This window comes from Stenotrophomonas maltophilia group sp. P373, from assembly GCF_053295075.1.
This window is the reverse complement of the sequence record NZ_CM129994.1, coordinates 4214406-4240618: the sequence shown is the minus strand read 5'-3', so window position 1 is coordinate 4240618 and position 26213 is coordinate 4214406. Positions and strand designations below refer to the sequence as shown.

At 68.0% G+C, this 26213-nt stretch carries 26 protein-coding genes; 18 read left to right on the top strand and 8 right to left on the bottom strand.

What is annotated here, in order from left to right; translation table 11 throughout:
- Nucleotides 1–230 precede the first annotated feature (230 nt).
- Nucleotides 231–716: a DUF1203 domain-containing protein gene (locus ACSYHF_RS19655; protein WP_005420217.1), complete on the bottom strand. Its 486-nt coding sequence runs from the start codon at nt 714–716 to the stop codon at nt 231–233.
- A gap of 296 nt (nt 717–1012) precedes the next feature.
- On the opposite strand from ACSYHF_RS19655, the gene ACSYHF_RS19650 reads away from it, so the two are divergent.
- Genes ACSYHF_RS19650 through ACSYHF_RS19640 form a run of 3 tightly spaced genes read left to right on the top strand, consistent with a single transcriptional unit; the run spans nt 1013 to nt 4463 of the window.
- Entirely contained in the window at nt 1013–2539 is a 1527-nt protein-coding gene (locus ACSYHF_RS19650) for an alpha/beta hydrolase (RefSeq protein ID WP_053496784.1), read from the top strand.
- Nucleotides 2536–3282 carry an ABC transporter ATP-binding protein gene (locus ACSYHF_RS19645; protein ID WP_065177866.1) on the top strand — a complete coding sequence of 249 codons (747 nt, stop codon included), beginning with the start codon at nt 2536–2538 and terminating at the stop codon, nt 3280–3282. The genes ACSYHF_RS19650 and ACSYHF_RS19645 overlap by 4 nt, the downstream gene beginning before the upstream one ends.
- Nucleotides 3279–4463, top strand: coding sequence for an ABC transporter permease (locus ACSYHF_RS19640; RefSeq protein WP_069138817.1), 1185 nt, complete (start codon nt 3279–3281; stop codon nt 4461–4463). Before ACSYHF_RS19645 ends, ACSYHF_RS19640 begins: the two co-directional genes overlap by 4 nt.
- Before the next feature lie 72 nt (nt 4464–4535).
- Here ACSYHF_RS19640 and ACSYHF_RS19635 read toward each other — a convergent pair whose 3' ends face one another.
- Together ACSYHF_RS19635 and ACSYHF_RS19630 are read right to left on the bottom strand one after the other, a co-directional pair.
- Nucleotides 4536–4964 carry a DUF7832 domain-containing protein gene (locus ACSYHF_RS19635; protein WP_005420206.1) on the bottom strand — a complete coding sequence of 143 codons (429 nt, stop codon included), beginning with the start codon at nt 4962–4964 and terminating at the stop codon, nt 4536–4538.
- Between the two features lie 67 nt (nt 4965–5031).
- A complete protein-coding gene (locus ACSYHF_RS19630) occupies nt 5032–5817 on the bottom strand; it encodes an AraC family transcriptional regulator (RefSeq protein WP_134956260.1) in 786 nt (261 codons plus the stop codon).
- A 78-nt stretch (nt 5818–5895) separates the two neighbouring features.
- Here ACSYHF_RS19630 and ACSYHF_RS19625 point away from each other — a divergent pair, with 78 nt between their 5' ends.
- Nucleotides 5896–6150 carry a hypothetical protein gene (locus ACSYHF_RS19625; RefSeq protein ID WP_447575953.1) on the top strand — a complete coding sequence of 85 codons (255 nt, stop codon included), beginning with the start codon at nt 5896–5898 and terminating at the stop codon, nt 6148–6150.
- Nucleotides 6151–6232: 82 nt separating this feature from the next.
- Here ACSYHF_RS19625 and ACSYHF_RS19620 read toward each other — a convergent pair whose 3' ends face one another.
- Both ACSYHF_RS19620 and ACSYHF_RS19615 read right to left on the bottom strand, forming a co-directional pair.
- A complete protein-coding gene (locus tag ACSYHF_RS19620) occupies nt 6233–7246 on the bottom strand; it encodes an energy transducer TonB (protein WP_061478999.1) in 1014 nt (337 codons plus the stop codon).
- Between the two features lie 200 nt (nt 7247–7446).
- Nucleotides 7447–8067, bottom strand: a complete 621-nt coding sequence (locus tag ACSYHF_RS19615) for a TIGR00645 family protein (protein WP_005420197.1) — start codon at nt 8065–8067, stop codon at nt 7447–7449.
- 112 nt (nt 8068–8179) lie between these two features.
- Between ACSYHF_RS19615 and ACSYHF_RS19610 the strand changes: the two genes are divergently transcribed.
- From ACSYHF_RS19610 to ACSYHF_RS19595, 4 genes are all read left to right on the top strand, one after another.
- The gene (locus tag ACSYHF_RS19610) at nt 8180–8869 is read left to right on the top strand and encodes a glutathione binding-like protein (protein WP_262220824.1); all 690 of its coding nucleotides are present in this window, start codon (nt 8180–8182) and stop codon (nt 8867–8869) included.
- A 160-nt stretch (nt 8870–9029) separates the two neighbouring features.
- Nucleotides 9030–11255 (top strand): S9 family peptidase, encoded by a 2226-nt coding sequence (locus tag ACSYHF_RS19605; RefSeq protein ID WP_065177872.1) that lies wholly within the window; start codon nt 9030–9032, stop codon nt 11253–11255.
- 25 nt (nt 11256–11280) lie between these two features.
- Complete coding sequence (locus tag ACSYHF_RS19600; RefSeq protein ID WP_262220825.1) at nt 11281–11796, top strand: cytochrome c oxidase assembly factor 1 family protein; 516 nt, start codon at nt 11281–11283, stop codon at nt 11794–11796.
- 67 nt (nt 11797–11863) lie between these two features.
- A complete protein-coding gene (locus ACSYHF_RS19595; RefSeq protein WP_005420189.1) occupies nt 11864–13660 on the top strand; it encodes a DUF885 domain-containing protein in 1797 nt (598 codons plus the stop codon).
- A 90-nt stretch (nt 13661–13750) separates the two neighbouring features.
- On the opposite strand, the gene ACSYHF_RS19590 is transcribed toward ACSYHF_RS19595, so the two are convergent.
- Complete coding sequence (locus tag ACSYHF_RS19590) at nt 13751–14209, bottom strand: hypothetical protein (RefSeq protein ID WP_005420187.1); 459 nt, start codon at nt 14207–14209, stop codon at nt 13751–13753.
- 186 nt (nt 14210–14395) lie between these two features.
- Between ACSYHF_RS19590 and ACSYHF_RS19585 the strand changes: the two genes are divergently transcribed.
- The 4 genes from ACSYHF_RS19585 to ACSYHF_RS19570 all read left to right on the top strand — a co-directional run bounded on the left by ACSYHF_RS19585 (nt 14396) and on the right by ACSYHF_RS19570 (nt 16996).
- A complete protein-coding gene (locus ACSYHF_RS19585; protein WP_005420185.1) occupies nt 14396–14644 on the top strand; it encodes a hypothetical protein in 249 nt (82 codons plus the stop codon).
- Nucleotides 14645–14767: 123 nt separating this feature from the next.
- Nucleotides 14768–15685, top strand: coding sequence for a bestrophin family protein (locus tag ACSYHF_RS19580; RefSeq protein WP_069138806.1), 918 nt, complete (start codon nt 14768–14770; stop codon nt 15683–15685).
- A 19-nt stretch (nt 15686–15704) separates the two neighbouring features.
- Complete coding sequence (hemB, locus tag ACSYHF_RS19575; protein ID WP_005420181.1) at nt 15705–16694, top strand: porphobilinogen synthase; 990 nt, start codon at nt 15705–15707, stop codon at nt 16692–16694.
- Between the two features lie 32 nt (nt 16695–16726).
- Nucleotides 16727–16996, top strand: coding sequence for a hypothetical protein (locus tag ACSYHF_RS19570; protein WP_095378227.1), 270 nt, complete (start codon nt 16727–16729; stop codon nt 16994–16996).
- An 82-nt stretch (nt 16997–17078) separates the two neighbouring features.
- Here ACSYHF_RS19570 and ACSYHF_RS19565 read toward each other — a convergent pair whose 3' ends face one another.
- Nucleotides 17079–17942, bottom strand: coding sequence for a TolB family protein (locus ACSYHF_RS19565; protein WP_329915464.1), 864 nt, complete (start codon nt 17940–17942; stop codon nt 17079–17081).
- A gap of 49 nt (nt 17943–17991) precedes the next feature.
- On the opposite strand from ACSYHF_RS19565, the gene aroE reads away from it, so the two are divergent.
- From aroE to dinG, 3 genes are all read left to right on the top strand, one after another.
- Nucleotides 17992–18837 carry a shikimate dehydrogenase gene (aroE, locus tag ACSYHF_RS19560; RefSeq protein WP_005420177.1) on the top strand — a complete coding sequence of 282 codons (846 nt, stop codon included), beginning with the start codon at nt 17992–17994 and terminating at the stop codon, nt 18835–18837.
- 3 nt (nt 18838–18840) lie between these two features.
- Complete coding sequence (locus tag ACSYHF_RS19555; protein ID WP_005420176.1) at nt 18841–19194, top strand: hypothetical protein; 354 nt, start codon at nt 18841–18843, stop codon at nt 19192–19194.
- A gap of 155 nt (nt 19195–19349) precedes the next feature.
- Nucleotides 19350–21452 carry an ATP-dependent DNA helicase DinG gene (gene dinG / locus ACSYHF_RS19550; RefSeq protein WP_053496799.1) on the top strand — a complete coding sequence of 701 codons (2103 nt, stop codon included), beginning with the start codon at nt 19350–19352 and terminating at the stop codon, nt 21450–21452.
- A gap of 105 nt (nt 21453–21557) precedes the next feature.
- Here dinG and ilvD read toward each other — a convergent pair whose 3' ends face one another.
- Nucleotides 21558–23396 (bottom strand): dihydroxy-acid dehydratase, encoded by a 1839-nt coding sequence (gene ilvD, locus ACSYHF_RS19545; RefSeq protein WP_065177877.1) that lies wholly within the window; start codon nt 23394–23396, stop codon nt 21558–21560.
- Between the two features lie 408 nt (nt 23397–23804).
- On the opposite strand from ilvD, the gene ACSYHF_RS19540 reads away from it, so the two are divergent.
- From ACSYHF_RS19540 to ACSYHF_RS19530, 3 genes are read left to right on the top strand one after another with little or no spacing between them, the layout of a single operon-like run.
- Nucleotides 23805–24377 (top strand): DUF1190 domain-containing protein, encoded by a 573-nt coding sequence (locus ACSYHF_RS19540; RefSeq protein WP_005420172.1) that lies wholly within the window; start codon nt 23805–23807, stop codon nt 24375–24377.
- A 7-nt stretch (nt 24378–24384) separates the two neighbouring features.
- Nucleotides 24385–25563 (top strand): glutathionylspermidine synthase family protein, encoded by a 1179-nt coding sequence (locus tag ACSYHF_RS19535; protein WP_134955882.1) that lies wholly within the window; start codon nt 24385–24387, stop codon nt 25561–25563.
- Nucleotides 25563–26210, top strand: a complete 648-nt coding sequence (locus ACSYHF_RS19530) for a hypothetical protein (RefSeq protein ID WP_069138797.1) — start codon at nt 25563–25565, stop codon at nt 26208–26210. The genes ACSYHF_RS19535 and ACSYHF_RS19530 overlap by 1 nt, the downstream gene beginning before the upstream one ends.
- The last annotated feature ends 3 nt before the right edge of the window (nt 26211–26213 follow it).

Here is a 26213-nt window from a genome sequence, read left to right as displayed (position 1 = left end):
GCATCCTTGTGGTCGTCGAAAGGGAACGGTGACCGCAGGCGCTGCGCTGCGCAGTGGACTTCCGGCGGCACCACGGCGAGTATCGAGTCGCGATGCAGGCGACGGAACCATCGCAGTGCCGATCCGTGACTGCGCATGTGAAGCCCTTCCCGCAGGCTTCACGCAGGGCTGAACGGATGCGCTGGACGTCACGTGACCGGCGTGGCATCGATCACGTCATGGGGATCACGCTACGCAGTCACGGTACCCACCCGATCTGCCTGGCACGAGAAACAGCCATGCGCCGCGTTGTGCAGCTGGACGAACGCCACCGACGGGTCGGCAAACAGTGCATCCAGGTGGTCGGCCACCTCGGTGCCCGCACAGACCTGGGCACCGCACATCAGCGCGGCGTGGTCATAGGCACGCATCGATATCATCCGGCGCTGCACATACGGGGGCACCTCGCCTGGCGGCAGGACGCAACGGGTCACGCCGCGCTGCACGAAGATCGGGCCGGCGGCGCGATACGGTGAATGCAGCGGCAGGTGGACGTGGGACAGCAGGAGCAGCTCGCTGCCAGGCGCGGGATCGCTCAGGCTGATCCGGCAGGGATGGCCGCCGTTGGCGCCGGCCCAGCGACGCTGGATGCCGAGCGCGGCGAGCGCGCTGTCACTCATCTCGAACAGGTGCAGGAAGGGGCGATGGTCGATGCCACCGAGGTACCACGTGTGCATGAGCGTCTCCTGGGTCTGCGGCGGATTCTGCGCGTGCGCCGGCGGCCGTGCTCGCCGTTTTCAGACCCCGCATTGCCGCCGGGCCGGTGCACTGGCCCATGGGGCGCTGCGGGCCGCCGCCGATGCCGCCCTGTGCCGGCCAAGGCCGAGAGGCGGGACCGCCTGGTCTGCGCGCCGTTGGCTGCGGATTCGTCATTGCCCATCGCCGTCGGCGCGCTGCCCGTGTAAGTTGGGTCACATCTTCCGCGGCAGCCCGTCGTGGTCGACAGGAACGTCCTCCAGGGGAAACGAGCACGATGCAAAGACACCACCTCGCGCTGGCCGGGATGCTGGCCAGCCTGATGCTTGCCGGGTGCAGCCAGCCGACGCCGGCCGACGCCGGAAGCGCCAGCGATGCACCCAGCCGCCGCTTCGGCACGATCGACTTCCAGCCCTGCACACTGTCCACCGAAGGTGCCAGCGCCAACGTGGAGGCGCAGTGCGCCACCCTGCAGGTGCCGGAGGACCGGGCCCAGCCTGACGGTCGCCGGATCGGCCTGCGTGTCGCCTGGCTGGAATCGGGCAGCAGCGGCGCCAGCCAGCCCGACCCGGTGTTCTTCCTGGCCGGCGGCCCCGGCCAAGCGGCCAGCGAGGTGGCGGTCATCGTCGATACTGCACTGCGCCAGGTGCGCAAGCAGCGCGACGTGTTCCTGATCGACCAGCGCGGCACCGGCGGCTCCAACCCGCTCAGCTGCCTGGGCGCGGACGGCAAGCCGCTGCAGGTGGACGAGGATGCCGCGCCTTCCGAGGCATCGCTGCGCGATTACGCCCAGCGCTGCGCCGCATCGCTGCAGGGGCGTGCCGATGCGCGCTTCTACACCACCACCGAGGCGATCGCCGATCTGGATGCGGTGCGTGCGGCGCTCGGTGTGGACCAGCTCAACCTGGTTGGCGGCTCCTACGGTACCCGCGTGGCCCAGCGCTATGCCGGGGCCTATCCGCAGCACACCCGCAGCATCGTCATCGATGGCGTGGTACCGAACGAGCTGGTGGTCGGTGGCGACTTCGCGACCACCTTCGAGGATGCGATCGCCCTGCAGTCGGCGCAGTGCCGCAAGGATGCTGCGTGCAGCAAGCGTTTCCCGACCGATACCCGCGCGCAGCTGCGCAGCGTGGTCGACACCCTGCGCCGTGCACCGGTCTCGGTCGAGTATCGCGACCCGGGCACCAACGCACCCCGGCAGGATGTCCTGACCCCGGACAGCGTGGTCGGCCTTGCCTTCGCCTTCTCCTACGTGCCGCAGTATTCCTCGCTGCTGCCACTGGTGCTGGATGAAGCCGCACACGGGCGCTATGCCCCATTGGCATCGCTGGCGCGCGGCGCGAACCGCAGCATGGATTTCCAGATCAACCGCGGCATGCAGTGGTCGGTGATCTGCAGCGAGGATGCGCCGCGCTACCACGCGCCGGCCGAGGATCCCGAGCGGCTGTTCGGCAACGAAGTGGCCAGTGCGTTCTTCGCGGCCTGCCCGGTGTGGCCGCACCGTCCGGCGCCGGCAACCGATGCCGTGCCGCTGCGCAGCGACGTGCCGGCACTGCTGCTGTCTGGTGAGCTGGACCCGGTGACGCCGCCGCGTTACGCCGCACAGGTGCTCAAGGGCCTGCCCAACGGCCGTGCGCTGGTCGCCCGTGGCCAGGGCCATGGCACGTTGACCGCCGGCTGCATGCCGCGGCTGCTCGGCCAGTTCATCGACAAGACCGATGCCAAGGCGCTGGATGCCGGCTGCCTGGATACGCTGAGCTACGTGCCGGCGTTCACCTCGTTCAATGGATGGGAACCATGATCGTCGCCGACAACCTGCACAAGGCCTTCGATACCCGCACGGGCCGCATCCAGGCGGTCGCCAACGTCGGCTTCCGCGCCGGGGATGGGCTGATCACCGGCCTGCTCGGCCCCAACGGTGCCGGCAAGACCACCACCATGCGCATGCTGTACACACTGATGACGCCCGACCAGGGCAGCATCACTGTCGACGGCATCGATGCGGCGCGCAATCCGGTGGAGGTACGTCGCCACCTTGGCGTGCTGCCCGATGCGCGTGGCGTCTACAAGCGCCTGACCGCGCGCGAGAACATCGCCTACTTCGGCGAACTGCATGGCCTGTCGGCCGAGCGCATCCGCGAACGCATCGAGGTGCTGTCGCACGCGCTGGACATGGGTGACATCCTCGACCGGCAGACCGATGGTTTCTCGCAGGGCCAGCGCACCAAGACCGCGATTGCCCGCGCGCTGGTGCACGACCCGCGCAACGTCATCCTCGACGAACCGACCAACGGCCTGGATGTGATGACCACGCGCGCGCTGCGCCGCTTCCTGCTGGGCCTGCGCGAAGAGGGGCGCTGCGTGATCCTGTCCAGCCACATCATGCAGGAGGTGGGCGCGTTGTGTGACCACATCGTGATCATCGCCAAGGGCACGGTGATGGCTGCCGGCAGCGCCGACGAGCTGCGTGCGCAGGCCGGCGAAGCCAATCTTGAGGACGCGTTCGTGAAACTGATCGGCAGCGAAGAGGGCCTGCACGCATGAGCATGATGTCGACCCTGATGACGGTGATGCGCAAGGAACTGCGCGACCTGTCGCGTGACCGCCGCACGCTGCTGCTGACCCTGCTGTTCGGGCCGCTGCTGTACCCGGTGCTGCTGCTGGGCATGGGCAAGCTGGCCGAGAGCCGGGTACGCACCCAGATCGAAGAGCCGTTGCAGATCCCGACCATCGGCGCCGGGAACGCGCCGAACCTGGTGCGCTTCCTCGCCGCACAGGGCCTCAATGCCGCACCGGCACCGAAGGACCTGGCCGAGGCCATCCGCACCCAGGACATCGATGTGGCGCTGCGCATCAGCGATGACTTCGGCAAGGACTGGGCCGAGGGCAAGCCGGCGCTGGTGGAGGTGATCAAGGACAGCACGCGTCGCGCGGCTGAAGTACCCAGTGCGCGCCTGGAGGCGGCGCTGGCCACCTACAACGGCCAGGTCGGTGCACTGCGCCTGATGGCGCGTGGCATCGACGCACAGGTGGCACGCCCGCTGGACGTGGCGCGCCAGGACCTGGCCAGTGCCGAGGCCAAGCGCGGCATGATCCTGTCGATGCTGCTGCCGGTATTGCTGACGCTGACCTCGTTCATCGGGGGCGCCTACCTGGTGATGGACGCCACCGCCGGCGAGCGCGAGCGGCAGTCGCTGGAACCCCTGCTGGCCACGCCGGGCTCGCGCAGCGCGATCGTCAGCGGCAAGATCGCCGCCGCCTGCGTGGTCGGTTTCGTGTCGCTGCTGCTGACCCTGGTCGCGTTCAAGGTGAGCGCGCAGATCGCACCCGGCAACATCGGCCGCCAGTTCAACATGAACGTCGGCTCGATGCTGCAGATGTTGCTGGTGATGCTGCCGATGCTGCTGATCGGCACCTCGCTTCTGACCTTCCTGTCGGCCGCAGCCAAGAGCATGAAGGAAGCGCAAAGCCACATGACCTGGCTGATGCTGCTGCCGATGCTGCCTGGCTATGCACTGGTAGCCTATCCGCTGAAGAGCGAGCTGTGGCAGTACGCCGTGCCGTTCCTGTCGCAGAACCAGATGCTGCTGAAGGTGATCCGCCACGAGATCATCACCCCGGCGGTCTGGGCGATCTACCTCGGCGCCAGCCTCGGCCTCGCCGCCGTGCTGTGGTTCGCCGCCGTGCGCCGCTATCACAACGAGCGCCTGGCCATCTCTGGCTGACTGCAGCTGGTAGCGCCAGGCCATGCCTGGCGGATGGGGAACGAGGCCCGGTCATTCCGGGCCTCGTTGTTCTCAGGTTCGCGTTGCCTGCCAAGCGGCGAAGCGCTGGGCGATCACCGGTGCCAGTCGGTCGAAGTTTTCCCAGGTATCGGCGACGTGGTACAGCGAAAGGACCTCGGCCCCCAACTGTTCCTCATAGTCTTCGAGATACTGGCCATTCTCGAGGTCGTAGTACGAAGCAGTGAACGTGTTGGCTTCATCACTGACCAGGTCATCGACGAATTTGCCGTCGCTGCATTGAAGCAGGAACAGGCCCGGCGTCGTTCTACGTTCCCGCAGCGCCTGCAGGTCTTCTTCTGCGTCCTCGGCGAGCTCTTCGCTTGCCATGCCCTGTAGCAGCAGCCATGCCAGGTACATGCCGATGTGAGTGGCGCCGGCCTCAGCCGGAAGATCCGAAGGGAAGTCACCCCCGGAATGCCAGCTGGCGTCGTCGTACTTCATCTGTTCTCCTCCTGATTCTAGAAAATAGCTTAGGTCGCGAGGGTAGACAGCGGGAGCGTCGAATGCGTCAGCCGCTGGAATACCGCGCAGGCGTCACCCCCATCTCGCGCTTGAACACGGTGATGAACGCGCTCGGGGTGTCGTAGCCCATCGACAGCGCAACGCTGATCACCGGCTCGCCGGCCAGCAGGCGTGGCAGCGACAGCAACACGCGCAGGCGTTGCCGCCAATGGCCCAGGGTCATGCCTGTTTCGGCCTGCCACCGGCGGGCGAGGCTGCGGCTGGACAGTCCGTTGGCGGCTGCCCACGCTTCGACGCTGCGAAGGTCGTCCGGCGACCGTGCCAGCGCCGCCGCGATCCGCCGCAACCGTCGATCCTGCGGTTGTGGCAAGGCAAGCGGCAAAGGCGTGCTGGCGGCGATCTCATCGGTGATCACGCCGGCCAGGCGTGCCTGCGCGGCGTCCAGCGCCTGATGTGGCCAACTCAGTGCGCGCATCATCGCCGCCTGCAACAGCACGTTCGGCTGGAAAATGCGCGGCACGGCGGGCAGCTCCAGACAGGCTTCGGCGTTGAAGTACAGGCTCCAGCCATCGAATGCCTCTGCCCCTACCAGGGCGTGGGGCAGCAAGGGCGGTATCCAGGCAACGTGCCCCGCCGGCAGCAACCAGTGCAGATCGCCGGCCTCGATCCGCAGCAGGCCGTGGTGGGCACCCAGCACTTGGCCGCGCACGTGCTGGTGGCGCGCGGTGCGGCGCCGTCCGGGCACCCGCAGCTGCGAGGCCAGGACGAGTGGACCGCCTTCGGCGTTCGCCAAAGCGGGGTCAATCAACATGGGTGATGTCTGATCTGCCATATCCAATGGCAGTTATACGGCAGAAGTGCCGCTGGCTGGGCGGCACACTGGGTTTCCGATCCCACCGGAGCATCACCCATGCAGCCACACGACATCCTTCCCGACCATCAGAACGAGGTGCAGGTGAACGGCCTCACCGTGCGCAAGGGCAGCGTCGGCGCCTTCCTCGCCAGCGTCCGTGACTGGCAGGCCCCCGCCGGCGATGACGCCACCCGCGCCACCGCCGAAGCCGACCTGCGTGCGCTGCTGCCGGGCCTGCATGCGCTGGGCCTGTTCCAGGTGTTGGCCGCGCGTGATCCGGCACTGCAGCGCCTGATCGACAGCCTCGCCTGAAACGAACACGGCCCGGACATGCCGGGCCGTGTGGTCATTGCGGGGCGGAAACGACTTAATCCCCTCCGTCCCCTTTTCGCGGTCAGCTGCCGCCCGGGGCGAACACCAGGGTGCGGCGGGTGGTGACCGGTGCGCTGACCGGCTCGAAGCGCCAACGCTTGACCGCGTTCATGGCCTCGCGATCGAAGACGCGCGATGGCGTTGCGCGCAGCACACGGGCGTTGGTCACCGAACCGTCGGTGCCGACGGTGATTTCCACCAGCACTTCGCCGGAGGTGCCTGCGCGCAGCGCCTCGGACGGATAGCGCGGCGCCGGGGTGCTGACCGGGCGCAGGTTCGGCGCCGCAGCGGCCGCCGGAGCTGCGGCCTGGCGTGCGGCGCTGGCCTGCTGGGCGGCAGCCTGCTGCTGCTTCTGCTCGGCTTCGCGGCGGGCCGCAGCCTGGCGCTCGGCTTCCTGGCGCTCGTTGTCGCGGCGGGCGGCGTCCTGCTGGGCAGCGATCTGCTTGGCTGCGTCGGCTTCCTTGGCACGCTGCTCGGCCAGGCGCTGCTGTTCGGTCTGCTGCTTGCTGCGGTCCTCGGCGTCCTTCTTCGCCTTCTCGGCTTCGGCCTCGGTGCGCTTGGCCGCGTTCTGCACGCCCTTGGCCAGGCCGTCCTTCAGGCGCGGCAACGCCGGCGCAGAGGCGTCCACCTTCTCGATCAGTGCCACCAGGCGCTGCGCTTCGGTGTAGTCCTCGCGGCCCAGGTGCTGTTCGGCGGCGATCAGGGTGTAGGGCAGCAGGTCGGTCAGCGCGCTCTTCACCGAGGCGTCGTCCGGCGTCTTGTCGCGCAGGGCGAGGTAGTACTCGATGGCGTTGTCGCCAGCCGGCGCGTACATGCGGTTCTCGCGCAGGGCCTGGCTGGCCGACTCACGCAGCTGCTCGGTGCCCATCGACTGCACCTTGGCGGCGACCACCGGTGCGGCCGGTGCAGCGGCGGTGGGTGCGGCGGCCGGGGCCGGTGCGGCGGTTTCCTCCTTGCCCGAGCAGGCAGCCAGTGCCAGTGCCAGGGCAACCGGCAGCCACCGGCGCGCGGCGGTGATCGTTGAGACGTGCGACATCCTGCTCCCCTCTAGAAGACGACGTGACGTAAATCATTGATATGCATGGCCGGGACCTGCGGTCCGGGCGCGGCAGGGTGACGTTTCCCGACGCCACCGCCGGCAACGGCGAGGGTGCAATCTAGCATCCCGGCCGCCGCCGCGTACAAGAGCAGTGGCCGGGATGGGCAACGGCGGCCGTGCCGTTGCCGGCGCCGACATCAGTGGTCGTGCGCCTTGTCGTGCGACTTGCTGTGGCCGTTGGACATCAGCTTGTCGGTCCAGGCGATGCCGATCGCCGACAGGATGAACACGCAGTGGATGATGGTCTGCCACAGCACGCCTTCCTGAGTCAGCATCGAGCAGCGGGCGACACCGATGTTGGCGGCGGCCACGCTCATCTGCTCCGGCGTGCACAGCGGGATGCCATTCAGTGCGCCACTGGCGATGAAGGTCTTCAGCAGGTGGATCGAGGAGATGCCGATGATCGCCATCGCCAGCTTCACTTTCAGCACGCTGGCATTGACGTGGCTCAGCCATTCCGGCTGGTCCGGGTGGCCTTCCAGGCGCAGGCGCGAGACGAAGGTCTCATAGCCGCCGACGATCACCATCACCAGCAGGTTGGAGATCATCACCACGTCGATCAGGCCCAGCACGATCAGCATGATCTGCTGTTCACCCATCGAGGCGGAATGCGAGATCAGGTGCCACAGTTCCTTGCCGAACAGGAACACGTAGACGCACTGCGCCACGATCAGGCCCAGGTACAGCGGCAGCTGCAGCCAGCGCGAGGCGAAGATCAGCGTGGACAACGGGGAGAGCGGCGGGCGGTTTGCACTCATGCGGGGGATGCTGCGTTTCGGGGGAGAGGCGAGGTTACCGGCCCGCCATGACGGTGCCAACCCAACTCACGCACTAGACTTCAGGTTCCTTTCCGCACCCCGAGCCGACGCCATGATCGACCTGTATTACTGGCCCACCCCGAACGGCCATAAAGTGACCCTGCTGTTGGAGGAAACCGGCCTGGAGTACCGCATCCACCCGGTCAACATCGGCTCGGGCGACCAGTTCAAGCCGGAATTCCTCGCCATTTCGCCCAACAACAAGATGCCGGCCATCGTCGACCACGCCCCAGTCGATGGCGGCGCCCCGCAGAGCGTGTTCGAGTCCGGCGCGATCCTGCTGTACCTGGCCGAGAAGACCGGCCGCTTCCTGCCCAGCGACCCGCGCGGCCGCGTCACCACCCTGGAATGGCTGTTCTGGCAGATGGCGGGCCTGGGCCCGATGAGCGGCCAGATGGGGCATTTCAATGTGTATGCCCCGGAAAAGATCCCGTATGCGATCGAGCGCTATGACAACGAAGTGCGCCGCCTGCACGGGGTGATGGACAAGCGCCTGGCCCAGCAGGCCTTCCTGGCCGGCGACGCGTACACCATCGCCGACATGGCCAGCTACCCGTGGATCGGCGCCTACGACAAGCTGCCGGTGGACTTCGCCGCGTTCCCGAACCTCAAGCGCTGGCACGAGACCATCGCCGCGCGCCCGGCCACCCAGCGCGCCTATGCGCTGCGCCAGCAGGTGAACCCGAACGCCGGCAAGCCGCTCAGCGACGAAGAGCGCAAGCATCTGTTCGGCCAGCGCTGACCCCGGCATCTGAAGGTGGGTGCCGACCGTTGGTCGGCACTCGTCCGCACTGCTTATGGGCAGAAGGTCATGCTGCCTTCCCGCACGGGCTTGGTTAGGATGGGGGACGACCGTCCCGCGCCCCGCGTGGAGGCGGACCTGCCGTTTGCCGGGATCCTCCATGCGCCACCTGTTCGCTTCGCTTGCCCTCATGCTCGCCACCAGTACCGCCGCCCACGCCGAAAAGCTGACCCTGGAAGCCATCACCGGCCCCCTGCCGTTGTCCGGCCCGACCCTGATGAAGCCCAAGGTGGCGCCGGACGGTTCGCAGGTCAGCTTCCTGCGCGGCAAGGACAGCGACCGCAACCAGCTGGACCTGTGGACCTACGACATCGGCAGCGGCCAGACCCGCCTGCTGGTTGATTCCAAGGTCGTGCTGCCCGGCACCGAGACCCTCAGCGATGAGGAAAAGGCCCGACGCGAGCGCCAGCGCATCGCCGCGATGACCGGCATCGTCGATTACCAGTGGTCGCCGGACGCGCAGCGCCTGCTGTTCCCGTTGGGCGGCGAACTCTACCTGTACGACCTCAAGCAGCATGGCCAGGCGGCCGTGCGCCAGCTGACCCACGGTGAAGGCTTCGCCACCGACGCCAAGCTGTCGCCCCAAGGCGGCTTCGTCAGCTTCATCCGTGGCCGCAACCTGTGGGTGATCGACCTGGCCAGTGGCAAGCAGCTGCAGCTGACCCGCGACGGCAGCACCACCATCGGCAACGGCGTGGCCGAGTTCGTCGCCGATGAGGAAATGGATCGCCACACCGGTTACTGGTGGGCGCCGGATGATTCGGCCATCGCCTTCGCCCGCATCGACGAGGCGCCGGTGCCGGTGCAGAAGCGCTACGAGGTCTATGCCGACCGCACCGACGTGATCGAACAGCGTTACCCGGCCGCCGGCGACGCCAACGTGCGCGTGCAGCTGGGCGTGATCGCACCGGCCGCCGATGCGCAGCCGCGCTGGATCGACCTGGGCAAGGAACAGGACATCTACCTGGCCCGCGTCGATTGGCGCGATGCGCAGCACCTGAGTTTCCAGCGCCAGTCGCGTGACCAGAAGCAGCTGGACCTGGTCGAAGTGGCGCTCGACTCCAACCGCCAGCGCGTGCTCGCCCACGAGACCAGCCCGACCTGGGTGCCGCTGCACAACAGCCTGCGCTTCCTTGAAGATGGCAGCGTGCTGTGGTCGTCCGAGCGCACCGGCTTCCAGCACCTGTACCGCATCGATGACAAGGGCAAGGCCACTGCGCTGACCCATGGCAACTGGCCGGTGGACGAACTGCTGGCGGTCGATGAGAAGGCCGGCAAGGCCTACTTCCGTGCTGGCATCGAGACCTCGCGCGAAAGCCAGATCTACGCGGTGTCGCTGCAGGGCGGTGAGCCGCAGCGCCTGTCGAAGGCGCCGGGCATGCACAGCGCCAGCTTCGCCCGCAATGCCAGCGTCTACGTGGACAGCTGGTCCAACAGCACCACGCCGCCGCAGATCGAACTGTTCCGCGCCAACGGCGAGAAGATCGCCACGCTGGTCGAGAACGACCTGACCGATCCCAAGCACCCGTATGCGCGCTACCGCGATGCGCAGCGCCCGGTCGAGTTCGGCACGTTGATGGCTGCCGACGGCAAGACCCCGTTGAACTACAGCCTGATCAAGCCGGCCGGCTTCGATCCGTCCAAGCGCTACCCGGTGGCGGTGTACGTCTACGGCGGCCCGGCCAGCCAGACCGTCACCGACAGCTGGCCCGGCCGCGGCGACCATCTGTTCAACCAGTACCTGGCCCAGCAGGGCTACGTGGTGTTCTCGCTGGACAACCGCGGCACTCCGCGCCGTGGCCGCGACTTCGGTGGTGCGCTGTACGGGAAGCAGGGCACGGTGGAAGTGACCGACCAGCTGCGCGGCGTGGCCTGGCTGAAGCAGCAGCCGTGGGTGGACCCGGCGCGCATCGGCGTGCAGGGCTGGTCCAACGGCGGTTACATGACTCTGATGCTGCTGGCCAAGGCATCGAACCAGTACGCCTGTGGCGTGGCCGGCGCACCGGTCACCGATTGGGGCCTGTATGACAGCCACTACACCGAACGCTACATGGACCTGCCGGCGCGCAACGAAGCGGGGTACCGCGAAGCGCGCGTGCTGACCCATATCGAAGGCCTGCGTTCGCCGTTGCTGCTGATTCACGGCATGGCCGATGACAACGTGCTGTTCACCAACTCGACCAGCCTGATGAGCGCGCTGCAGAAGCGCGGCCAGCCGTTCGAGCTGATGACCTATCCGGGTGCCAAGCATGGCCTGTCCGGCGCCGATGCCCTGCATCGCTACCGTGTGGCCGAAGCCTTCCTGGGACGCTGCCTGAAGCCCTGATGCACAAACGGGAAGGAGCCCGCCGATGACACTGCCGCCGCCGATTCCCACCCATGGCGCGAAGCCTGCCGGCTGGTGGTCCCGTCACTGGCGCTGGGCGATGCCGCTGGCCGTGCTGCTGGTGTTGGCCGGTGCCGGTGGCGTGGTGGCCTGGAGCGTGCTGCGCTGGAGCGAGGCGGCACGCGAGAGCCCGCCGATGCGCGAGGCGATGCGCCGCGCTGGATGCAGCATCGAACTGGTGGAAGCCTTCGGCGAGCCGCTGCGTGCCGAGTCGATGCCGCTGGGCAGCATGCAGACCGCGATCAACGGCCAGCGTGACGTCGGCCTGACCGTGGCCCTGGAAGGCCCGCGCGCGCGCGGCCGGCTGTTCGTGAAGGGCACCCGCAGCGACGACGTCTGGGACTATCCGGTGATGTATGTGCTGGGCGAGAACAAGCAGACGTTCGACCTGACCGCGCTGGATGATGACGAGGCCGCGCAGGAATGCGAGCTGCAGGCCTGCCGCGAACGCGGCGAATGCCCGCTGGCCGCGGCGTTGTGACCTCCGGCCGATTGTCGCCACAGCGCTGAGCGCGTAGGGTGCGGGCAACCCTGTCCTGGAGTGCACCATGAAGCCGATCGCGTTGGCCGTTGCCCTGGCCCTGACTGCCGCCCCGCTGATGTCCGCACCGCCGGCGCTGGCGGCACCCGCCGCCAAGGCCGCTACTCCGGCCAGCCCGGCCTGGGTGGCCCGCAGCAACGCACTGGCGCAGATCCTGCTTGATGCGCAGGGCCCGTTCCAGCCGGAAGAAACCGGCTTCTTCGGCGTGCCCGGCTATGACGACAAGGTGGCCGACCTCGGTGCGGACAATGGCAAGCGCTACCGCGCCGCGATGGCCAAGGCCCGCGATGAACTGAAAGCCAAGCTGGCCACCGAGCAGGATCCCAACGTCCGCCAGGACCTGGAGATCATGATCCACGCCGCCAACCAGAACATCGAAGGCAGCGAGCTCAACGAGAAGTACCTGCTGCCATGGAGTGACGCGCCGCAGACCATCTTCAGCGGCCTCAACCTGCTGCTGTCCGACCAGGTGCCGGCCGAGCGCCGGGCCAAGGCGATCGACCGCCTCAAGGCCTACGCCGGGCTGCAGCCGGGTGGCACCGCGTTCACCACGCTGGCCCGCCAGCGTTACGAAGAGCGCTTGAAGGACGGCAGCCTGCTGCAGCCGACGAAGATCGAAGTGCAGCAATCGCTGGACAATGTCGAGACGTACATCACCGGCATCGAGTCGCTGCTGAAGAAGTACCAGATCGCCGGCGCCGATGAGGCGATGAAGGCCCTGGCCGGGCAGATGAAGGACTACGCCGCCTGGACCCGCAAGGACGTGCTGCCGAAGGCACGCACCGATGCGCGCCTGCCGGCGCCGCTGTACGCCTACCAGCTCAAGCAGGTCGGTATCGATATCGATCCGAAGCTGCTGATGCAGCGCGCGCAGCTGGAGTTCATGGAAACCCGCTCGGCGATGCAGCAGCTGGCGCCGCTGGTGGTGAAGGACAAGGGTCTGAAGGTGGCCGACCCGAGTGACCCGGTGGCGGTGATCCGCGCGCTGAAGGCCGACAAGATCGCCGACGACCATCTGGAAGGGCACTACCGCAAGGTGATCGATGCGATCGATCCGCTGATCCGCGAGCATGCCATCGTCGACGTGCCCAAGCGCGCCATGCAGATGCGCCTGGGTTCGGCCGCCGAGAGCGCGGCCAGCCCGGCCCCGCATTTCCTGCCGGCGCCGCTGGTCAACAACACCGGGCAGCAGGGCACCTTCGTGCTGCCGCTGGGCAACCCGGCGGCGGGCCCGGGCGCACAATACGACGATTTCAACTTCGGTGCGGCGGCATGGACGCTGAGCGCGCATGAAGGCCGCCCCGGCCACGAGCTGCAGTTCACCGCGATGGTCGAGCGTGGTGTCTCGCTGGCACGCACCATGTTCGCGTTCAATTCGGTGAATGTTGAAGGCTGGGCGCTGTATGCCGAGGCCGAGATGGTGCCGTACGAGCCGCTGGACGGGCAGATGATCGCCCTGCAGTTCCGCCTGCTGCGGGCCGCACGCGCAATGCTTGACCCGATGCTCAACCTCGGCCTGACCGACCGCGCCAACGGCGAACGTGTGCTGATGGAGCAGGTCGGCCTGTCCAAGGCGATGGCCACCCAGGAACTGGACCGTTACATGGTGCGCATGCCGGGCCAGGCGGGCAGCTACTTCTATGGCTACACCCGCATCCTCGAACTGCGCATGCAGACCGAGCTGGCACTGGGCGCGAAGTTCGACCGCCTGGCGTTCAACAACTTCCTGCTCGACCAGGGCCTGCTGCCGCCGGACCAGCTGGCCGATGCGGTGAACAAGGTGTTCGTGCCGAAGTACAAGTGATGCCCGCGCCGGGGTCGGATCCCTTTCCGCAGGAAAGGGCTCTGACCCCGTGCGTCAATGTCCATCCACGCATGGCGTGGATCTACTGCATCACCGCTGCGGCGTGATCACCTGGGTCGGCAACCGTGCCGGCGGTTCCGGATTGGGTACCCAGATCGCCACGCCGGCGGCGCGCTTCTGCGTGGTCGGAATACCGATGCCGACGCCACCCCCCACATGCGAGCCGAAGGTGCCGGCACCCACCGACATGCCCACCGGTGAGCCGCTGCTGCCCACGCCCATCAGCACCACGCCATTGGCGCCCAGTGCCGCCGCTTCACGCTTCAGGCGTGCCACCGCGGCATCGGTCTGGCCCTGCGTGCCGAAGCCCACGGCAGATGCCGATTCCAGCTGCGCGATTTCCTGCGAGCCGGCCGGTGGCGTGGAATAGATCTGCACCAGTGCCGGATCGATCGGCGCGCGGGCGCGCCCCAGCATGACCTTGGAGGTGCTGGCACAACCGGCGGCGACCAGCAGGATGGCCGCCAGCGCGGCCCAACGGATGTTCATGGCACGACCCCTGTAGGACTGGTTGCGATCTTCGGTGGGCCACTCTGAATCGGCGCCAACACCCGGGCCCGGGCACCCACGGCAGCACGCTAGCACGCGTCGGGTGACAGCCCCGCCAACGGCAGTAGGCGGCGACCGCGTGAACGACTATGGTGGACAGACAGGAACCAACTGCGGGAGAGCGGAATGGGCGTGATCAGTCTGTTGTGGGGCGTACTTGCGCTGTTGTGGATGATCCTGGCGCTGATTCCGCTGCTTGGCTGGGGCAACTGGTTCCTGATCCCGTTCGCCGCCGTCGGCGCGGTGATCGCCGCGCTGGGCATCCTGTTTACCCACCCGACCAAGCGCGGTCGGGCCTGGGCCGGGCTGGTGCTGAACGGCATCGTGGTGGTGGTCGGCATCCTGCGCCTGGGCCTGGGCGGCGGCGTGATCTGAATCCCGGCACCCGGTGCGACCGGGCGTCGCAGATACACGGCTGCTGGCCGGGCAGGGGCGTACAATGAGCGGCTGCGCGAGCCCCCCGCGTGCCTGTGATTCCGCGCCTGGCGCGGCTGCCCGATGATCATCCGACCCCGTCCCCACGGCTGGCAACTGCTGTACATCCTGCGCGGCTCGATCGTCAAAGCGATCGCGCCGAAGGTGCTGGCCATCCTGATCCTGTCCATTGCCGTGGCGGCCGTGGTGGAACTGGCCCCGCCGACCGGCATCGAACGCGTGTCGGTCACGCCGTTCACCCTGCTCGGCCTGGTCCTGTCGATCTTCCTCAGCTTCCGCAACAGCGCCTGCTATGACCGCTGGTGGGAAGGCCGCAAGCTGTGGGGCCAGCTGGTCTACGAATCACGTTCGCTGGCCCGCCAGGTGCACCTGCTGCTGGCCGATGACGGCGGCCGCCGTCGCCGCATCGCGTACCTCACCACCGCGTTCGCCCATGCGCTGGCCGCGCGCCTGCGTGGACGCATCGTGGCCCTGGCTGCCTTGCCATGGCTGGACAAGCCGCAACGCGAGCAGCTGGGCCAGCGCGAGAACGTGCCGGATGCATTGCTGTCGATGATCGCTGCCGAGCTGGCCCAGGCGCTGCGCGCCGGCGAGCTCGATCCGATTCTCTACACCCAGCTGGAGGAGCGCCTGCACGCGATGTCGTCGATCCAGGCCGGCTGCGAGCGCATCCTCACCACGCCGCTGCCGTTCGCCTACACCCTGCTGCTGCATCGCTGCGCGTGGATGTTCTGCGTGCTGCTGCCGTTCGGCCTGGCCAGTTCGCTGGGCTGGGGCACGCCGGTGCTGTCGGCGGTGCTGGCCTATGCCTTCTTCGGCCTGGACCAGCTGGGCGAAGAAATGGAAGACCCGTTCGGCTTGGAGCCGAACGACCTGCCGCTGGACGCGCTGGTGCGCACGATCGAGATCGACCAGCTCGACGCGCTCGGCGAACGCCCCTTGCCCGAACCCCTGCTGCCGCAGGGTTACCTGTTGCAATAGCCACTCCTCGGAGCCTGCCATGTCCCATCCGCTTTACCGCCCGCGCCGCATGCGCCACGACGAGTTCTCGCGCCGCCTGATGCGCGAGAACACGCTGACCACCGACGACCTGATCTACCCGGTGTTCGTGCACGAACTGGCGGGCCGCACCGCAGTGCCGTCGATGCCGGGCGTGGAGCGGCTGTCGATCGAAGAGCTGCTGAAGGTGGCCGAAGAAGCGCTGGAACTGGGCATTCCGGTGATCGACCTGTTCCCGGTGATCGACCCGTCGCTGAAGTCGCTGGACGCGTCGGCGGCGTGGGCCGAGGACGGCCTGGCGCAGCGTGCGATCCGCGCGCTGAAGTCGCGCTTCCCGGAACTGGGCGTGATGACCGACGTGGCGCTGGACCCGTACACCACCCACGGCCAGGACGGCATCATCGACGACAAGGGCTATGTGCTGAACGACATCACGGTCGAAGCGCTGGTCAAGCAGTCGGTGTCGCACGCCGAGGCCGGTGTGGACATCGTCTCGCCGTCGGACATGATGGACGGCCGCATTGGCGCGATCCGCCGTGCGCTGGATGCCGACAACCACATCAACGTGCGCATCATGGCCTACTCGGCCAAGTACGCCTCGGCGTTCTACGGCCCGTTCCGTGATGCGGTGGGCAGCGCGGCCAGCCTCGGCAAGGCCGACAAGAAGACCTACCAGATGGACCCGGCCAACGGCGACGAGGCTCTGCGCGAGATCGCGCTGGACCTGGAAGAGGGCGCCGACATGGTGATGGTCAAGCCGGGCATGCCGTACCTGGACCTGGTGCGCAGGGTGAAGGACACGTTCGGCGTGCCGACCTTCGCCTACCAGGTCAGTGGCGAGTACGCGATGATGAAGGCCGCCTTCGCCAACGGCTGGCTGGACGAGCGTGCCTGCGTGCTGGAGTCGCTGCTGGGCTTCAAGCGGGCCGGTGCCGATGGCGTGCTGACCTATTTCGCGCCGCAGGTGGCGCGATGGCTGCGCGAGCGCTGACAATAGCGCCACGATAGACGGAGGACTGCGCGATGGGACCCGAACTGGGATGGATGCAATGGCTGATCTGGGGCACCGGTGTCCTGGTGTTCGGTGCCATCATCGTCGCTGTCTTCATCGCCGCCTGGCGGGCGGGCAAGCGCCCGCCGGAGCAGCTTTCCGCCGCCCGCCACGTAGCCCGTGAGCAGGCCCTGCCGGACAGCGTGCAGGCCGAGCTGGCTGCGTTGAACCAGCGCAAGGACAACGGCCAGCTGAGCGAGATGGAGTACGAGCAGTTGCGCGCCAAGGTGCTGTCGCGCTGACGGGCAATCCCCGGGGTCGGATCCCTTTCCGCAGGAAAGGGCTCTGACCCCTTCGCGGGCGCCATCCACGCATGGCGTGGATCTACCGCACGCACCCGGCCACCGCCGCCACCCTGGGCACCGCCAACCGGTACACGTCCACGCCACCGGCGCGCGGCGCCTTTGCCGCGCTGCTGGCCACCATCATCTCGCCGGGCCTGGCGTTGTCGATCACCGGCGTGCCGGTCCAGCCGCCGGCCTGGTTGAACGATAGTCCCAGCGGCTGCAGCGCCACACCGCTCCACGCACAGCCGCTGCTCCAGACCTGCGCGGTACTGCCGTGGCCGCGGCTGAACACCACGGCGCCGTCATGGCCCAGCCAGTCGCCGTCGGTCTCGTCGTCGGCGCTGTTCAGCGCGCTCAGTGCGGTGGCCGGGCCACGCAGGCCCTGCGCATCCAGCGTCGCTACGAACAGGTCCCAGCCGGCGCCATGGCCCTGCTGGCGGGCAAACAACAGCTGCTTGCCATCCGCGCTCAGGGCCGGTCCGCGCTCTTCCCGGCGCCCGCCGTCACCGCCCAGCGGCTGCGCTGGGACCAGCCGGCCATCGGTGGCCAGCGCAGCGCGGTACAGCGCCAGCGCGCCCTCGCGGCCGGCCGCGAACAGCAGCCAGCGGCCATCACGGCTGAAGTAGGGATCGCGGGCTTCACCGGCCACGCCGACCGGCAGTGCCTGTGCCTGCTGCCAACGACCGTCGACCACGCGTGCCTCCCACAGGCCCCAGCCGGCTTCGCCGCGGCGGGCGAAAACGATGCGCTGGCCATCGGCGCTGATCGTGGCGCGACCCTCGTCGGCGCGGGTCGAGACCACGCCCATGCCTTCGATGCCGTACTCGTTCAACGCCATCGCCACGGGGGCAGAGAGTAGACTGGCGGCAAGCACCAGCAGGGGCGGGGTGATGCGCATCATCCGGTTCCATGCACGAACAGAGCATCAGTCTAGCCAGCTTGAGGATTCCATGACCGACCGTTACGCCGTCTTCGGACACCCCGTCGCCCATTCGAAGTCGCCGCAGATCCATGCGTCGTTCGGTCGCCAGGAAGGCATCGCCATCGACTATCGCGCGATCGACCTGGCCCCGGAGGCGTTCCTGGCCGGCCTGGAGGCCTTCGCTGCCGAGGGCGGTGTCGGTGCCAATGTCACCCTGCCGCACAAGGAAACCGCGTTCTCGGTGTGCACCACGCTGACCGCACGGGCGCGCCGCGCCGGATCGGTCAACACGCTGCTGCGCAAGGGCGACCGTTGGCACGGCGACACCACCGATGGCATCGGCCTGGTGCGCGACCTGACCGACCGCCACGGCCTGGACCTGCGCGGCCGTCGCGTGCTGATGATCGGTGCCGGTGGCTCGGCGCGCAGCGTCGCCCCGGCGCTGCTCGATGCCGGCATCACCGAACTGGTGGTGGTCAACCGCACGCCGGAACGTGCCGACGAGCTGATCGATGCCATGGGCGAACCGGGCCGCGCGATCAGCCGCTACTGGGAGGACCTGCGCGACCTGGGCGACTTTGAACTGATCGTCAACGCCACCTCGGCGGGCCGCGACCGCGATGTCGAGTTCAAGCTGCCGCTGTCGCTGGTCAACTCGATGACCACCGCCGTCGACCTGAACTATGGCGAGGCGGCGATCGCCTTCCTGGCATGGGCACGCGCGGCGAACTGCCGCAACACCGTGGATGGCCTGGGCATGCTGGTCGAACAGGCCGCAGAGAGCTTCCTGCAGTGGCACGGCGTACGCCCGCAGACCGACGAGGTCTACCAGGCGCTGCGCCAGGGCCCGGCTGTGTTGGCCGGCGAGGACTGATCGATGGACGGCACGACCTTGATGGTGACCGTGCTGAGCATGGTCGGTGTGCGCCTGCCGGTGCTGATCGCGCTGTGCGTCGGCCTGGTCTGGGTGGTCGGTGCGCCGCGCGATGCGACCCGCACCGGCGCCCTGGTCGGCCTGCTGCTGTTGCTGTTGACCAGCCTCGGTGGGATGGCGGCGGGCATCCTGCCGATGTGGATGGTCCGCAGTGGTGATTTCAGTGCCGTGTCGAGCCTGAGCGCCATCCTCGGCGTGCTGCATTTCGCGCTGGCAATGGTCGAGGCCATCGGCGTGGTGCTGCTGGTGTGGGCGCTGGTGCGCCTGCTGCGGCTGCGCGGCAACGCGGTGCAGTGACACCGCGGTGACGGCCCAGGGCCGTCGCCAGCAGCGTCCGGCGTGTTCATCCAGCCGCCGGGCGTCGCCGCTGCCCCGTTCAGGCAGCCAGCGGCGGCGGACATGGCCGGCCATGCGACAATGACCGGCCCGATCCAGCCACGGTAATTCCCGGCGTGACCGAAACCGTCGCCGCTCCGCGCACGCTCGATGACCCCTTGAAGGACGCGATCCGCAAGGCGTACACGACGCTGCAGGCCAATACTCCCGGCTTCTCCACCCGCCGCTCGCAGAGCCAGATGATCGGCGTGGTGTCACGCGCGCTGTCGAAGAGCGGCGGCGTTGGCGTGGTCGAGGCGCCGACCGGCGTCGGCAAGAGCCTGGGTTACCTCACTGCGGGCGTACCGATTGCGCTGGCCAGCAAGAAGAAGCTGGTGATCAGCACCGGCACCGTGGCGCTGCAGTCGCAGCTGGTCGAGCGCGATATCCCGAATTTCCTCAAGGCCACCGGCCTGGAAGCAACCGTGGCGCTGGCCAAGGGCCGTACCCGCTACCTGTGCACGCGTAACGCCGCCGAAGCACAGGGCGAGGGCTCGCAGGGCGGCATGTTCGAGGATGATGCACCACTGTTCGACCGGCCGCTGGCGCCGATCGAGATGGACATCGCCAAGCGCCTGACCGATGCCTTCACCGGCGGCAGCTGGGACGGCGATATCGACAATGCGCCGGAGACCATCAGTCCCGGCCTGCGCAGCCGCATCACCACGCCGGCCTCGGGCTGCGCCGGGCGCCGTTGTGCGTATTCGGCGCAGTGCGCGGTGCTGCGTTCACGCAACACCGTGCGCGATGCGCAGATCGTGGTCACCAACCACGCGCTGCTGCTGTCGGCGCTGTCGATCGGCGACAGCGACAACGGCCAGCCGTTGATCGCGCCGCCGTCGGACATGCTGCTGGTGCTGGACGAAGGCCATCACATCGGCAACGTGGCGATCGACCAGGGCGCGGCCAGCCTGGCGCTGGATGAAATGGCCAAGCGCACCGGGCGCCTGCAGATCCTGATTGCCGGTGCCTACCGCGCGGTCGACAAGGACCGCCTCGGCAACCTGCTGCCGAACGAAGCGATCGAGGTCGCCAGCAACGTCGCCAAGCAGCTGCGCGCGTTCCGCGATCACATCGAGCGGGTGTGGATGCCGGCGCCAGCGGACGAGGAGCCGATGTGGCGCGCGGCCAACGGCCGTTTGCCGGAGGCCTGGCGCGAGCCGATCGAGGCACTGGCCGACGAGACCCGCAGCCTCTACAACTGGGCGCATGCCGCTACCGCGCAGGTGGCCAAGGGCAAGCCGGACGACGCCGCGCGCGAGCGCCTGCAGCGCAACCTGGGCATGGCGCTGGAAATGATCGAGCAACAGTACAACCTGTGGCAGGCCTGGCGCCGCGAGGACAAGGACGGCGCGCCGCCGATGGCGCGCTGGGTCACCGCCACCCGCGACGGCGACCTGGTGCTGCACGGCTCGCCGGTATCGGCCGCGCACGTGCTGCGCAAGCTGCTGTGGGATGAGGTGGACTCGGTGGTGATGACCTCGGCGACGCTGACCGGCGGTGGCGATTTCCAGTCGCTGGCGATCGACAACGGCATTCCGGAAGAGGCCGAGATGGTCTCGCTGTCGTCGCCGTTCGACCTGCCCAACCAGGCCGAGCTGATCGTGCCCAGGTTCCCGGTCACCCCCGACGACCGCGAAGGCCATCCCCGCGAGGTGGCGCGCTACCTCGACACCGAGCTGGATTGGGCCAAGGGCTCGATGGTGCTGTTCACCTCGCGCTGGAAGATGGAAAAGGTGGCCGGGCTGATGCCGGCCGCGCGGCGCAAGCAGGTGCTGGTACAGGGCGAGATGTCCAAGACCCGGCTGATCGAAGAACACCTGCGCCGCGTCGAAGCGGGTGAGGGTTCGGTGCTGTTCGGCCTGAACTCGTTCGGTGAAGGCCTCGACCTGCCCGGTGAAGCGTGCACCACGGTGGTGATCACCCAGGTGCCGTTCGCGGTGCCGACCGATCCGCAGACTGCCACCCTCAGCGAATGGTTCGAGGGCCGCGGGCTCAATGCGTTCAACCTGATCGCCATTCCGCACGCGCTGCGCACGTTGACCCAGTTCGCCGGTCGCCTGATCCGCACCTCCACCGACACCGGCCGCGTGATCATCCTCGATTCGCGGCTGCTGACCCGCCGCTACGGCAAGCGCATCATCGACGCGCTGCCGCCGTTCAAGCGCGTGATCGGCTGAAAAAAGGGGACGGAGGGGATTAAGTCGTTTGTGCCTCAAACGACTTAATCCCCTCCGTCCCTTTTTTTAAGATGCCGGCCAGCGGCCGGCACTACCGGATCGGCATCAATCGCCGAGCAGGGCGGTGTTGCGTACGGCGCCCTTGTCGGCACTGGTGGCGAGCAGGGCGTAGGCCTTCAACGCGCTGGTGACCTTGCGCGGGCGCGGCGCACGCGGTTTCCAGCCGCGTGCATCGGCCTCGCTGCGGCGCTGGACCAGCGTGGCCTCATCCAGCAACAGGTCGATGCGGCGGGCCGGGATGTCGATGCGGATGCGGTCACCGTCTTCCACAAGCCCGATCGCGCCGCCACTGGCCGCTTCCGGCGAAACGTGGCCGATCGACAACCCCGAGGTGCCACCGGAGAAGCGGCCATCGGTGAGCAGCGCGCACTGCTTGCCCAGTCCCTTCGACTTCAGGTAGCTGGTCGGGTACAGCATCTCCTGCATGCCCGGGCCGCCCTTCGGCCCTTCGTAGCGGATCACCACCACCTCGCCCGGCTGCACCTCGTCGGCGAGGATGCCGGCGACGGCGGCGTCCTGGCTTTCGTAGACGCGTGCGGGGCCTTCGAACACATGGATCGATTCATCCACGCCGGCGGTTTTCACCACGCAGCCATCGACGGCCAGATTGCCGCGCAGCACAGCCAGGCCACCTTCCAGCGAATACGCATGTTGCAGCGAGCGGATGCAGCCCTCGGCGCGGTCCAGGTCCAGCGCGGGCCAGCGCGTGGCCTGGCTGAAGGCCTCCTGGGTGGGGATGCCGGCCGGGCCGGCCTTGAAGAAGGTATGCAGGGTGTCGTTGTCGCTGCGCACCACGTCCCAGCGTTCCAGCGCTTCGGCCAGGCTGGCGCTGTGCACGGTCGGCACTGTGGTATCGAGCAGGCCGGCGCGATCCAGTTCACCGAGGATGCCGAACACGCCGCCGGCGCGGTGCACGTCCTCGATGTGGTACTTCGGTGTGTTCGGCGCCACCTTGCACAGCTGCGGGACGCGTCGCGACAGCGCGTCGATGTGGGTCAGGTCGAAGTCGACCTCCGCTTCCTGCGCTGCGGCCAGCAGATGCAGGATGGTGTTGGTGGAGCCGCCCATGGCGATGTCCAGGGTCATCGCGTTGGCGAACGCGGCCTGGGTGGCGATCCCGCGCGGCAGCGCGCTCGGGTCTTCGCCGCCGTACCAGCGATGGCAGAGCTCGACGATCAGGCGGCCGGCGCGACGGAACAGCGCCTCGCGGTCGGCATGGGTGGCCAGCGTAGTGCCGTTGCCGGGCAGCGACAGGCCCAGCGCTTCGGTCAGGCAGTTCATCGAGTTGGCGGTGAACATGCCCGAGCAGGAGCCGCAGGTGGGGCAGGCGCTGCGTTCAAAGGCCGCGACCTTCTCGTCGGAGGCGCTGTCATCGGCGGCCACCACCATCGCGTCGACCAGGTCCAGCTTGTGCTCGGACAGCTTTGTCTTGCCCGCTTCCATCGGCCCGCCGGAGACGAACACCACCGGGATGTCCAGGCGCAGCGCAGCCATCAGCATGCCGGGGGTGATCTTGTCGCAGTTGCTGATGCACACCAGCGCGTCGGCGCAGTGCGCGTTGACCATGTACTCCACGGCGTCGGCGATGATCTCGCGGCTGGGCAGCGAATACAGCATCCCGTCGTGGCCCATCGCGATGCCGTCGTCCACGGCGATGGTGTTGAATTCCTTGGCGACGCCACCGACCTGTTCGATTTCGCGTGCGACCAGCTGGCCGAGGTCCTTCAGGTGCACGTGGCCGGGCACGAACTGGGTGAAGGAGTTGGCGATGGCAATGATCGGCTTGTGGAAGTCGCCGTCTTTCATGCCGGTGGCACGCCACAGGGCGCGGGCGCCGGCCATGTTGCGGCCGGCGGTGGAGGTGCGGGAACGGTATTCGGGCATGGCTGGCGGAACGGGCGGGCCGTACGACGTGGGGGTCAGCCGATCATGGCCAATTTTTTCGGTTGCTGCTGCAACCACCTTCACCGCTTGCAGCGGCTTGGTGGTCCGCGCATTTCCCCTTATCCCCGCGCCTGCGGCGCGCCCCCTTGAACAACAAGGGGGCTTCTCGCCGGAGACTTGGCTGCGCGCGCCGGGCATAGCGCGGCGCCGCGGGGCGTGTGCCAACCAAGGTTGGCACCTACCAGTGCGGTGTGCCGCCCGGGGTCGGATCCCATCGCAGCGCGATGGGCTCTGACCCCAATGCCGACGAAAATGAAAGGCCGTTCATCTTTCCCACTTTGCCGATTCCGGTTGCTGGCCCGGATTTGGCATCATTGGGGCATTGATCCGTATACAGGGCATGAGGCCATGAAACGTTCACGCACCACCGCGCTGCTGCTGATGAGCGCTGCGCCGCTGCTGTTCACCGCCTGCCAGAAGGAGCCGGAGGTGAAGGTGCAGGAAGGCCTGTACACCTCGGTCGAGGCCTGCACCGAGGCCACCGGTGATCCGTCGTCGTGCCGCAATGCCTTTGCCGAAGCGCAGAAGCAGGCCGCCGATGCGGCGCCGAAGTACGCCAGCAAGGAAGCCTGCGAGAAGGATTACAAGCCGGAGCAGTGCGTGCAGCAGCACACCTCGGCCGGCACCTCGTTCATCGGCCCGATGATGATGGGTTTCTTCATGTCGCAGATGCTGAGCAACCGCGGCGGCCTCGCCCCGCAGGCGCCGGCGTCGGCACCGGCATACCAGGACAAGAACGCTGGCTGGGCGCGCCCGGCACCGGGCGGCACCGGTGGCCTGAACACCGCCAGCGGCATCGGCGCCGGCAAGGCCGGTCTGGCACCGGTCACCAGCGAACCGAACCGTGCGGTCACTGCCAGCCGTGGTGGCTTCGGCAACACCAGCGCACGCCGCAGCACCAGCGGCAGCTACGGCGGCTGATCGACCCATGCAGCGCATCCGGATTGCCGCGCGTGCCCAGTGGCGGGCACGCGCGGAGGAAGCGGGTTTCCGTTTCCATACCATCGATGGCCAGCCCTACTGGGATGAAAGCGCGTACTACGCGTTCACCCTGCGCCAGATCGAACAGGACATCGAAGACCCCAGTGCCGAGCTGCACCAGATGGCGCTGGATCTGGTCGGTGATGTCATCGGCAGCGAGCGGTTGATGGACCAGCTGGCGATTCCGTCGCATTACCGCGACTGGATCGCCGACAGCTGGCGCCAGCGCCAGCCGCACCTTTACGGCCGCCTGGACCTGGCCTACGACGGCACCGGTCCGGCCAAGCTGTACGAGCTGAACTACGACACGCCGACCTCGCTGTTCGAGGCCAGCTTCTTCCAGTGGCAGTGGCTGGAAGACCAGCGCAACGCCGGCCGCCTGCCGCAGCATGCCGACCAGTTCAATGCGATCCATGAGGCACTGGTCGAGCGCTTCGGCGAACTGGCCACGCAGCTGCCGCCGCCGCTGTACTTCAGCGCGGTGGGAAGCTCGGAAGAAGACCGTGGCACGGTCGAGTACCTGCGCGACTGCGCGTCGCAGGCCGGCCTGCATGGCCAGGCCATCGCGATCGAGGACATCGGCCTGTCCGAGGACGGCCGCTTCACCGCGCTGGATGATTCGGTGATCGGCACGCTGTTCAAGCTGTACCCGCTGGAAGACCTGATGGCCGAAGAGTTCGGCCGCGCGCTGCCCGGTTCGGGCGTGCAGTTGCTGGAACCGGCGTGGAAGGCAGTGCTGAGCAACAAGGGCATCCTGCCGTTGCTGTGGCAGCGCAACGTAGGCCATCCGAACCTGCTGGAGGCGCACTTCGATGACGGCAGCACGCTGGCCCCGGGCTGGGTGCGCAAGCCGCTGTTCTCGCGCGAAGGTGCCAACATCGAGATGCACCTGGCCGATGGCAGCACCCAGCGCAGCGACGGTCCCTACGACGGCCCGGCGATCATCCAGCGCGCCCATCCGCTGACCCGCTTCGAAGGTGGCTACCCGCTGATCGGCAGCTGGGTGGTGGGTGACCACGCCTGCGGCATCGGCATCCGCGAGGACGACAGCGCGATCACCCGCGACAGTGCGCGGTTCCTGCCGCACGCGATCGTCGACGAGGCGCCGACGCGGATCTACGTCTGATGACGGTGCGGCGTTGGCCTGGCCGGCATGGGCGTGCCACGCCCGCGCCGGGCCGGCATTTCGATGACGGGCGCAGCCTGCAGGCCTTCGCGGACCGCGTCGCGGTGCGTTGCCACCGCTGCGATGCCCCCGGTTGGGTGATCGCCCGCTGGGAACCCTATCGATGGACCGCGCGTTTCCGCTGCACCGCTTGCAGCGCTGCATTGGACAGCGGCGACTGGGTGGGTGCGGTCCGCATTCTGGGCCGCCAGCCCTGTGGATTCTGCGGGCATCAGTGGCTGCATGTGTGTCGGCCGATTCCCGCCGGCATCCCCGCGCCTGCATCCTTCCCCGCCCGATGCGCACAGTGCGATCGCAGCACCGAGGTCACGGTGTTGACGCGTCCCCTGCGTGACGCCGAGCCTGCCGATCCGCATTTCGGTCTGCCGCTGCGCCTGGTCGAATCGACCCGCGCGGGCCTGCTGTGGGCCTACAACGCCGAACATCTGCAGGCACTGCACGAATACGCGGGCGCGACGCTGCGCGAGGGCCGCGGCCATCATCGATCCATGTTCTCGCGCCTGCCGCAGTGGATGAAGCTGGCCCGCAACCGGGCGCTGCTGCAGCGTGCGGTGGAGCGGTTGCAGCGTCGCTTGCTGCAGGGGTAGGTA

Coding starts and splice junctions, on each gene's coding strand:
- ACSYHF_RS19595 (WP_005420189.1), top strand. CDS start 11,864: ATGAAGCCGATCGCGTTGGCCGTTGCCCTGGCCCTGACTGCCGCCCCG.
- ACSYHF_RS19565 (WP_329915464.1), bottom strand. CDS start 17,942: ATGATGCGCATCACCCCGCCCCTGCTGGTGCTTGCCGCCAGTCTACTC.
- ACSYHF_RS19630 (WP_134956260.1), bottom strand. CDS start 5,817: ATGGCAGATCAGACATCACCCATGTTGATTGACCCCGCTTTGGCGAAC.
- ACSYHF_RS19645 (WP_065177866.1), top strand. CDS start 2,536: ATGATCGTCGCCGACAACCTGCACAAGGCCTTCGATACCCGCACGGGC.
- ACSYHF_RS19600 (WP_262220825.1), top strand. CDS start 11,281: ATGACACTGCCGCCGCCGATTCCCACCCATGGCGCGAAGCCTGCCGGC.
- ilvD (WP_065177877.1), bottom strand. CDS start 23,396: ATGCCCGAATACCGTTCCCGCACCTCCACCGCCGGCCGCAACATGGCC.
- ACSYHF_RS19530 (WP_069138797.1), top strand. CDS start 25,563: ATGACGGTGCGGCGTTGGCCTGGCCGGCATGGGCGTGCCACGCCCGCG.
- ACSYHF_RS19620 (WP_061478999.1), bottom strand. CDS start 7,246: ATGTCGCACGTCTCAACGATCACCGCCGCGCGCCGGTGGCTGCCGGTT.
- ACSYHF_RS19540 (WP_005420172.1), top strand. CDS start 23,805: ATGAAACGTTCACGCACCACCGCGCTGCTGCTGATGAGCGCTGCGCCG.
- ACSYHF_RS19610 (WP_262220824.1), top strand. CDS start 8,180: ATGATCGACCTGTATTACTGGCCCACCCCGAACGGCCATAAAGTGACC.
- ACSYHF_RS19585 (WP_005420185.1), top strand. CDS start 14,396: ATGGGCGTGATCAGTCTGTTGTGGGGCGTACTTGCGCTGTTGTGGATG.
- ACSYHF_RS19650 (WP_053496784.1), top strand. CDS start 1,013: ATGCAAAGACACCACCTCGCGCTGGCCGGGATGCTGGCCAGCCTGATG.
- ACSYHF_RS19625 (WP_447575953.1), top strand. CDS start 5,896: ATGCAGCCACACGACATCCTTCCCGACCATCAGAACGAGGTGCAGGTG.
- ACSYHF_RS19655 (WP_005420217.1), bottom strand. CDS start 716: ATGCACACGTGGTACCTCGGTGGCATCGACCATCGCCCCTTCCTGCAC.
- aroE (WP_005420177.1), top strand. CDS start 17,992: ATGACCGACCGTTACGCCGTCTTCGGACACCCCGTCGCCCATTCGAAG.
- ACSYHF_RS19615 (WP_005420197.1), bottom strand. CDS start 8,067: ATGAGTGCAAACCGCCCGCCGCTCTCCCCGTTGTCCACGCTGATCTTC.
- ACSYHF_RS19635 (WP_005420206.1), bottom strand. CDS start 4,964: ATGAAGTACGACGACGCCAGCTGGCATTCCGGGGGTGACTTCCCTTCG.
- ACSYHF_RS19570 (WP_095378227.1), top strand. CDS start 16,727: ATGGGACCCGAACTGGGATGGATGCAATGGCTGATCTGGGGCACCGGT.
- ACSYHF_RS19605 (WP_065177872.1), top strand. CDS start 9,030: ATGCGCCACCTGTTCGCTTCGCTTGCCCTCATGCTCGCCACCAGTACC.
- ACSYHF_RS19555 (WP_005420176.1), top strand. CDS start 18,841: ATGGACGGCACGACCTTGATGGTGACCGTGCTGAGCATGGTCGGTGTG.
- ACSYHF_RS19590 (WP_005420187.1), bottom strand. CDS start 14,209: ATGAACATCCGTTGGGCCGCGCTGGCGGCCATCCTGCTGGTCGCCGCC.
- ACSYHF_RS19640 (WP_069138817.1), top strand. CDS start 3,279: ATGAGCATGATGTCGACCCTGATGACGGTGATGCGCAAGGAACTGCGC.
- ACSYHF_RS19580 (WP_069138806.1), top strand. CDS start 14,768: ATGATCATCCGACCCCGTCCCCACGGCTGGCAACTGCTGTACATCCTG.
- ACSYHF_RS19535 (WP_134955882.1), top strand. CDS start 24,385: ATGCAGCGCATCCGGATTGCCGCGCGTGCCCAGTGGCGGGCACGCGCG.
- hemB (WP_005420181.1), top strand. CDS start 15,705: ATGTCCCATCCGCTTTACCGCCCGCGCCGCATGCGCCACGACGAGTTC.